Genomic DNA, 7,061 nt, shown 5'->3' with positions numbered 1-7,061 from the left:
GGTGTGGACCTGGCTGGCTGGCCGGCCGGCGGCCGCGGCGGCTCGCACCACCGCGTCGTTCAGGTCGCTGGGGCCGCAGACGTAGAGGTGGGTGCCGGCCGGCTGGTCGGCCAGCAGCGCGGCGGTGTCGAGCCGGTGGCCGTCGGCGTCCCAGTGGAAGCGCACGTCGGCCCCGTCGGGCAACCAGGGTTGGAAGACGTCTTTCTCCGACTCGCGGCAGCAGACGTGCAGGGTGGCGCCGGTCTGGCGCACGCCGGCGTCCTGCAGGTAGGACAGGAAGGGCGTGATGCCGATGCCGCCGGCGATCATCAGGTGGTGGCGCGCGGGGCGCACCGGGGCGAACAGGTTGCCGGGCGGCTGGGCGTCGAGCCGGTCGCCGACCCGCAGGCGCTCGTGCACCGTGGCCGAGCCGCCGCGCGAGGTGGGCACCCGGCGCACGATGACGTCGTAGCCGCTGCGCGTGCCTGGCGGGTTGACCAGCGAGTAGGCGTTGCGGTGGGTGCGTGCCGCGCCCGGCAGGCTCAGCAGCACGTGCGCGCCGGCGCCGGTGGGGGGCAGGGCCGAGCCGTCGGCCGCTTCCAGGCGCAGGTGGCGCAGGCTGGGCGCGATGTCGTCGATGGCGGCGACCCGCAGTTTCAGGGCAGACACGATCATGGAAACACCTCCTGCACCGCCGGGCGCTGGCCCGGAGCTTCGGCATCGACCATCACGCCCATGAAGGCGCCGTGACGGCGGGAAAAGTGGTCGCGCACCAGCAGGTGCCGGCCGCAGCCGGCGCAGGGCACGGTGCTGGTGGTCACGCCTTCGGTGACGCCGTGGCAGTGGGTGCACCAGACGCGCCGGCGCAGGCTGCCGGCGTGGGCCAGGCGCAGCTGTTCGGGCGCCAGGCCGGCGGCCCGGGCCAGCGCGGCGACCGACCAGATGAAGGGCTCGGTGCCTTGCACATAGAGGCGGTCGTTGACCCGGAACGGGCCGGCCTGGGCCAGCGCCGCCGCCAGCGCGGCGGTGTCGGGCAAGGCGGTCGGTGCCAGTCCGTCGAGCGCGAGCGGCCCGACGGACCAGGTCCGCAGCGCCGCCGCCACCGGCGCAAAGGCCTGCACCAGCGCCGCACCCGCGTCGGCGGGACAGGCGTCGGCTTCCAGCACCAGCCAGTGGCGGCTGGCCGTGGCCTCGGGGCACAGCGGGGCGTACACCGGGCGGCTTTGGATGTCGGAGGGGGCGGGGCGCATGTGCGGGCTCCTTCAGCCGTTCTGGCCGGGAATCCACTGGGTGCCGGCCAGCGGCACCTGGGCCATGGCGGCGGCCTCCACCGTCAGCGCCACCAGGTCTTCGGGCTCCAGGTGGTGCACGTCCTGCTTGCCGCAGGCGCGGGCCAGGGTGGTCAGCTCCATGGTCAGCGTCTTGAGGTAGTTCTTGACGTGCTTGGCGCCGTTGTCGGGCTCCAGGCGCTGCTCCAGGATCGGGTCCTGCGTGGTCACGCCCACCGGGCACTTGCCGGTGTGGCAGTGGTGGCAGTAGCCGGCCTGGGTGCCCAGCGCGGCGTAGTCGGCCTCGGCGCTGTGGTTCTGGCCGCCCTGCTGGTAGGTGTCGCGGTTGCAGCCCAGGGCCATCAGCACGCCCTGGCCGATGGCCACCGCGTCGGCGCCCAGCGCCAGCGCCTTGGCCACGTCGGCCCCGGTGCGGATGCCGCCCGAGACGATGAGCTGCACCGTGCCGATCATGTCCAGGTCGCGCAGCGCGGCCACGGCCTGGCGCACCGCCGCCAGCGTGGGAATGCCGGCGTGTTCGATGAAGCAGGTCTGGGTGGCCGCGGTGCCGCCCTGCATGCCGTCCACCACCACCACGTCGGCGCCGGCGTGGACCGCCAGCTTGACGTCGTTGTAAACGCGGGTGGCGCCCACCTTGACGTAGATGGGCTTTTCCCAGTCGGTCAGTTCGCGCAGTTCCTGGATCTTGATGGTCAGGTCGTCCGGGCCGGTCCAGTCGGGGTGGCGGCTGGCCGAGCGCTGGTCCACGCCCTGGGGCAGGGTGCGCATCTTGGCCACGCGCGGGTTCACCTTCTGGCCCAGTAGCATGCCGCCGCCGCCCGGCTTGGCGCCCTGGCCCAGCACCACCTCGATGGCGTCGGCGCGGCGCACGTCGTCGGGGTTGAAGCCGTAGCGCGAGGGCAGGCACTGGTACACCAGCGTCTTGGACGACTGGCGTTCCTCGGACGTCATGCCGCCGTCACCGGTGGTGGTGCTGGTGCCCATGGCGGTGGCGGCCTTGCCCAGCGCTTCCTTGACGTTGGCCGACAGCGCGCCGAAGCTCATGCCGGCCACGGTGATCGGGGTGTCCAGCACGATGGGCTTTTTGGCGAAGCGGGTGCCCAGCACGGTCTTGGTGGAGCACTTTTCGCGGTAGCCCTCCAGCGGGTAGCGCGAGAGCGAGGCGGTGAGGAAGACCAGGTCGTCGAAGTGCGGCAGCTTGCGCTTGGCGCCCAGGCCGCGGATTTCGTACAGGCCGGTGCCGGCGGCGCGGTGGATGTAGTCCAGCGTGCTGCGGTCGAAACTGGCGGACTCTTCGCGCTGCAGGCGTTTGAAGGCGATGGGGTGTTCGGTGCTCATGGGGGCTCCTCAATAGGTCTGATCGGCGTCGGCGTTCCAGTGGTACAGGCTGCGGGCCGAGGCCACACGCTTGAAATCCTGGGGGGCGTGGTGCAGGCTGGCGGCGGCCAGCAGTTCGGTCAGCGCGGCGATGTCGGCCTCGCCCAGTGGCTCGAGCTGGGCGTCGGCGCCCAGGCTCTTGATCTCGCCCTTGACGTAGATCACCGCCTCGTAGAGCGAGTCGCCGAGCGCGTCGCCGGCGTTGCCGCAGACCACCATGCGCCCGGCCTGGGCCATGAAGCCCGAGAAGCTGCCCACGGAACCGCCGACCACGATGTCGGCGCCCTTGAGCGAGATGCCGCAGCGCAGGCCGGCGTCGCCGTCGATGACCAGCAGGCCGCCGTGCGCCGAGGCGCCGGCGCCGTTGGAGGCGAAGCCCTTGACGTGGACCTTGCCGCTCATCATGTTCTCGGCCACGCCGGTGCCGGCACTGCCTTCGATGGTGACGTCGGCGAACTTGTTCATGCCCGCGGCGTAGTAGCCGGCGTGGCCCACCACGGTGACCTGCACCGGGGCGTTGATGCCGACGGCGATGTTGTGCGCGCCGTCCGGATTGAGCACGGTGATGTGCTGGCCGGCCAGCGATTCGGGCGTGCCGTGCAGGTGCTGGTTGAGCTCGCGGACGGTGCGCGCGCTCAGGTCGAAGGTCAGATTTTCCATACGTACATCTCCTCGGGAGCGGGTTCAAAAACCGTGGCGTGCTTGACGTCCGGCAGGTGCGCGAGCGAGCGGAATTCGGAGGCGATGGCGACGTAGTCGTCGGTTTCGGCCACCACCGCGGGCTTGCAGGCGAAGGGGTCGCGGATCAGGGCCAGCTCGGTCGGCGTGCCCATCAGGAAGGTGAAGAAACCGTCCAGCGCCTCGAAGCCCTTTTGCAGCGCGGCGTGCAGGGTGTCGCCCTCGCGCAGGCGCCACTCCAGGAAGCGGCAGGCGGCCTCGGTGTCGTTGTCGGTCTCGAAGTGGATGCCGCGCGGCTCCAGCATGCGGCGCACCCCGTTGGGGTTGGACAGCGAGCCGTTGTGCACCAGGCAGAAGTCCTCGCCGGCGGTGAAGGGGTGGGCGCGGTCGGGCGTCACGGCCGATTCGGTGGCCATGCGGGTGTGACCCACCAGGTGGCTGCCGGTGAGCGCGGCGAAGTCGTAGCGCTGCGCCACCTCGGCCGGGGTGCCGATGTCCTTGTACAGCTCGATGCCGCGGCCGGTGGACAGCAGGTGCAGCTTGGCGTCCTGCGCTTGCACAAAGGCCTTGACCGGTTCGGCCGGGCCGTCAAAGGTGAACACGGCGTGGTTGCCCTTTGCCACCACGTGGGCGTGCACGCCCAGGGCCGCGTTCAGGGCATCGGCCAGGCCGATCCAGTCGTAGGCGGCGCCGGCCTCGGTCAGGCCCGAATACACGCTGACCTTGCGCTGGCCTTCCGGCAGCGGTTGGCCGAACACGGCCATGCCGGCCGAGTCCGGACCGCGCTCGGTCATGCCGATCAGCATCGGCACCATCAATTCGCCCAGGCGGCTGTACAGCGCCGGCTTTTTCAACAACAAACCCACAATTCCACACATGGTTGCTTCCTTCAGAAAAATTCCAGGTATTGCTTGACTTCCCACTCGGAGACGTGGCGCATGTACTCGATCCACTCCATGCGCTTGTATTTGAGGAACTCGCCCGTGACCGGCCCGAGCGCCTCGCGGATGACGGTGTCGGCCTCCAGCGCGTCGAGCGCGGCGTTCAGGTTCTGCGGCAGCAGGCCGATGCCGGCTTCGGCCAGTTGCGCCTCGCTCCACTCGTACAGGTTGACGTTGCGCGGCACGCCCGGGTCCATGCCCTTGGCGATGCCGTCCAGGCCGGCGGCGATGACGGCGGCCGTGGCCAGGTAGGGGTTGCAGGCGCCGTCGGGCAGGCGCAGTTCCAGCCGGCCCTTGGGGATGCGCACCATGGTCGAGCGGTTGTTGTCGCCGTAGCTGATGTAGGCCGGGGCCCAGGTGGCGCCGGTCAGTGAGCGGCCGACCACCAGGCGCTTGTAGGAGTTGACGGTGGGTGCGCACAGGGCGGTCAGTGCCGGTGCGTGGTGCAGCAGGCCGGCCATGAACTGGTAGGCCATGGGCGAGAGTTCCAGCCCGTTCGGGTCGGCCTTGTCCTGGAACAGGTTGCGCTGGCCGTCGCCGATGGACAGGTGCATGTGCATGCCGTTGCCCGGCCGGTTGGCGAAGGGCTTGGGCATGAAGGAACAGATCAGGCCGAGTTCGTTGGCGATCTCGCTGGCGGCCATCTTGAAGAAGACGAAGTGGTCGCAGGAGGTCAGGCAGTCGGCGTAGGTGTAGTTCAGCTCGAACTGGCCGTTGGCGTCTTCGTGGTCGATCTGGTAGACGTCGATGCCGGTGGCGCGCATGGCGTCGGACAGCTTTTCCAGGAACACCCGGGTGCGCGACAGGCCCTTGTAGTCGTAGCAGGGCTTGGCCAGGGTGTCGCTGGCGTCGTGGGGCACGATGCTGCCGTCGGCGTTGCGGCGCAGCAGCGAGAACTCGGGTTCCAGGCCGGTGAACATGGTCAGGCCCTGTTCGGCCAGGCGCGCCACTTGCTTTTTCAGCACCACGCGGCTGTCGTAGGCCCAGGGCTCGCCCTCCACGTGGCCTTCGCAGACGATGCGCGCCAGCCCGGGTTGCCAGGGCACCAGCGAGACGGTGGACAGGTCGCCCACGGCCATGAAGTCGGGGCCGTGTGGCTCGATGCCCACGCCGCAGATGGCAAAGCCGGCGAAGCCCGCGCCATCGGTCATGACGGTGTTCAAATGGTCCACCGGCACCGACTTGGCCTTGGCCACGCCGTGGATGTCCACGAACTGGGCCAGCACATAGGCCACGCCCTGGGATTTGAGGTAGCTTTGCGCGTCTTCCACGCAGTCGAAACGCTTGGGCGGCACCAGGGCCCCCGGATCGAACGGGTTGGCGAAAGGGGTGGCGAGTGTGTTCAAGGCAAAGCTCCTTCGGCGGTGTCGGGGTTGGGCGGTGTCGATGTCGGTGCACGACCACCATCGATGTTTCTTGTTATGCAACATTTGTGCCTGATGTGAATTTTTTCAGGCGCGCGGGCCGTACACTTTTTCGGACCACCACACAAGGAGAGGCAGATGAACAAAACCAGCGACAAGGCCCCCATTTCCCTGGAGGAATCGGTGGGGTCGGCCATCAAGGAGCTGCGCCAGCGCCACGGGCTGACGATCGCGCAGGTGTCGGAGCAGGCCAGCATCAGCCGGGGCATGCTGTCCAAGATCGAGAACGGCCAGACCTCGGCCGGCATGGACACGTTGGCGCGCATCGCGCGCGCGCTCGGGGTGTCCATGTCCATGCTGTTCAGCAAGTACGACGTGTCGGTCAACACCGCCCAGCACATCAAAAAGGGCGCGGGCATGGAAGTGGTGCGCCGCGGCACCAAAAGCGGGCACACCTACCACCTGCTGGCTTACGACCAGGGCCCGGTCAAGCTGTTCGAGCCTTTCCTGATCACCATGGACGACGATTCGGAGCACTACCCCACCTTCCAGCACCCGGGCACGGAGCTGCTGTACATGCTGGAGGGCCAGCTGGAGTACCGCTGCGGCCACGACACCTACCTGCTGGAGCCGGGCGATGCGCTGACGTTTCAGGGGGAGGTGGCGCACGGGCCGGAAAAGCTGGTGAAGTGCCCGATCAAGTTCCTGTCCTTCATCGTTTACCCGCGCAACGCGGAATGAAGCCAGGGAACCGAGGGGCCCGGCGCCTCAGCGCAGGGCGGTGACGAGCAGCAGGCCGTCGGGGGCGGTGGGGGTGAGTCGGGTGGGGGCGAGCGGACCGTGCAGGTGCAGGCCCTCGCCGGTGTCCAGGGTCAGCGACCCGGTGTCGGCCCCGTGGGCCTGGAAGTGGCCGCGCAGCACCAGCACCAGCACGTCGGGCGCTTGGGGCAGTGCCACCGTGTCGCCTTCGGCGATGAGCAGGTCGGCCTGGGCCCGGCCGCGGCGCACCATCACGTTCCAGAGCTGGGTGGGCACGCGCGGGGCGTCGCAGGCCAGTGCCAGTTCGCCCGGGAACTGGGCGTAGGCGCCAGGGCCTTCGAAGTGCCAGGCCTGGCCTTCGCCCGCCAGCCGCAGGCCGGCGCCGCGGACCATGACCGCGGTGCGGTCCAGACCGTCGAACACGGAAAACGGCCCGGCGGCGCCGATGTCGGCCACGCTGACGCGCCAGCACAAGGTGTCCTGCTCGCTGTGGCTGGCCACGGTGCGGGTCCAGCCCGCGCCGTTGCGCCAGGGTTCGCGCGGCAGGTCCCCGATGACGAAGCGCCGCCAGGGGGCGGGGCCCACGCTCATGCGGCCCCCGTGGGGGCGGCCGGCAGGCCGGCGCTCAGGGCCGGCAGGGCCTCGAACAGGTCGCCCACCAGGCCCAGGTCGGC

General features: G+C 69.7%; 8 protein-coding genes. 1 reads left to right on the top strand and 7 read right to left on the bottom strand.

What is annotated here, in order from left to right; translation table 11 throughout:
* From CON77_RS03960 to glnT, 6 genes are all read right to left on the bottom strand, one after another.
* On the bottom strand, positions 1–654 hold a 654-nt coding region (locus CON77_RS03960), incomplete at its 3' end, for a ferredoxin reductase (protein ID WP_101047845.1).
* Positions 651–1,229 (bottom strand): dimethylamine monooxygenase subunit DmmA family protein, encoded by a 579-nt coding sequence (locus tag CON77_RS03955; RefSeq protein WP_101047844.1) that lies wholly within the window; start codon positions 1,227–1,229, stop codon positions 651–653. The genes CON77_RS03955 and CON77_RS03960, both read right to left, overlap by 4 nt.
* Before the next feature lie 12 nt (positions 1,230–1,241).
* Positions 1,242–2,606 carry an FMN-binding glutamate synthase family protein gene (locus tag CON77_RS03950; RefSeq protein ID WP_101047843.1) on the bottom strand — a complete coding sequence of 455 codons (1,365 nt, stop codon included), beginning with the start codon at positions 2,604–2,606 and terminating at the stop codon, positions 1,242–1,244.
* A 9-nt stretch (positions 2,607–2,615) separates the two neighbouring features.
* Complete coding sequence (locus CON77_RS03945; RefSeq protein ID WP_101047842.1) at positions 2,616–3,305, bottom strand: GltB/FmdC/FwdC-like GXGXG domain-containing protein; 690 nt, start codon at positions 3,303–3,305, stop codon at positions 2,616–2,618.
* Positions 3,293–4,201 carry a class II glutamine amidotransferase domain-containing protein gene (locus tag CON77_RS03940; RefSeq protein ID WP_101047841.1) on the bottom strand — a complete coding sequence of 303 codons (909 nt, stop codon included), beginning with the start codon at positions 4,199–4,201 and terminating at the stop codon, positions 3,293–3,295. Before CON77_RS03940 ends, CON77_RS03945 begins: the two co-directional genes overlap by 13 nt.
* Before the next feature lie 11 nt (positions 4,202–4,212).
* Complete coding sequence (gene glnT, locus CON77_RS03935; protein WP_101047846.1) at positions 4,213–5,559, bottom strand: type III glutamate--ammonia ligase; 1,347 nt, start codon at positions 5,557–5,559, stop codon at positions 4,213–4,215.
* 207 nt (positions 5,560–5,766) lie between these two features.
* Between glnT and CON77_RS03930 the strand changes: the two genes are divergently transcribed.
* Positions 5,767–6,369, top strand: a complete 603-nt coding sequence (locus tag CON77_RS03930; RefSeq protein WP_101047840.1) for a helix-turn-helix domain-containing protein — start codon at positions 5,767–5,769, stop codon at positions 6,367–6,369.
* A gap of 27 nt (positions 6,370–6,396) precedes the next feature.
* Here the strand turns inward: CON77_RS03930 and CON77_RS03925 are convergent, their stop codons facing one another.
* On the bottom strand, positions 6,397–6,978 hold the full coding sequence (locus CON77_RS03925) for a HutD/Ves family protein (RefSeq protein ID WP_101047839.1): 582 nt from the start codon (positions 6,976–6,978) through the stop codon (positions 6,397–6,399).
* Positions 6,979–7,061: the final 83 nt, after the last annotated feature.

Origin of the sequence: Macromonas nakdongensis, from assembly GCF_002837145.1 — a bacterium.
GTDB lineage: Bacteria > Pseudomonadota > Gammaproteobacteria > Burkholderiales > Burkholderiaceae_C > Macromonas_B > Macromonas_B nakdongensis.
This window is presented reverse-complemented; position numbering and strand designations above follow the sequence as displayed.

Coding starts and splice junctions, on each gene's coding strand:
- CON77_RS03955 (WP_101047844.1), bottom strand. CDS start 1,229: ATGCGCCCCGCCCCCTCCGACATCCAAAGCCGCCCGGTGTACGCCCCG.
- CON77_RS03950 (WP_101047843.1), bottom strand. CDS start 2,606: ATGAGCACCGAACACCCCATCGCCTTCAAACGCCTGCAGCGCGAAGAG.
- CON77_RS03945 (WP_101047842.1), bottom strand. CDS start 3,305: ATGGAAAATCTGACCTTCGACCTGAGCGCGCGCACCGTCCGCGAGCTC.
- CON77_RS03940 (WP_101047841.1), bottom strand. CDS start 4,201: ATGTGTGGAATTGTGGGTTTGTTGTTGAAAAAGCCGGCGCTGTACAGC.
- CON77_RS03930 (WP_101047840.1), top strand. CDS start 5,767: ATGAACAAAACCAGCGACAAGGCCCCCATTTCCCTGGAGGAATCGGTG.
- CON77_RS03925 (WP_101047839.1), bottom strand. CDS start 6,978: ATGAGCGTGGGCCCCGCCCCCTGGCGGCGCTTCGTCATCGGGGACCTG.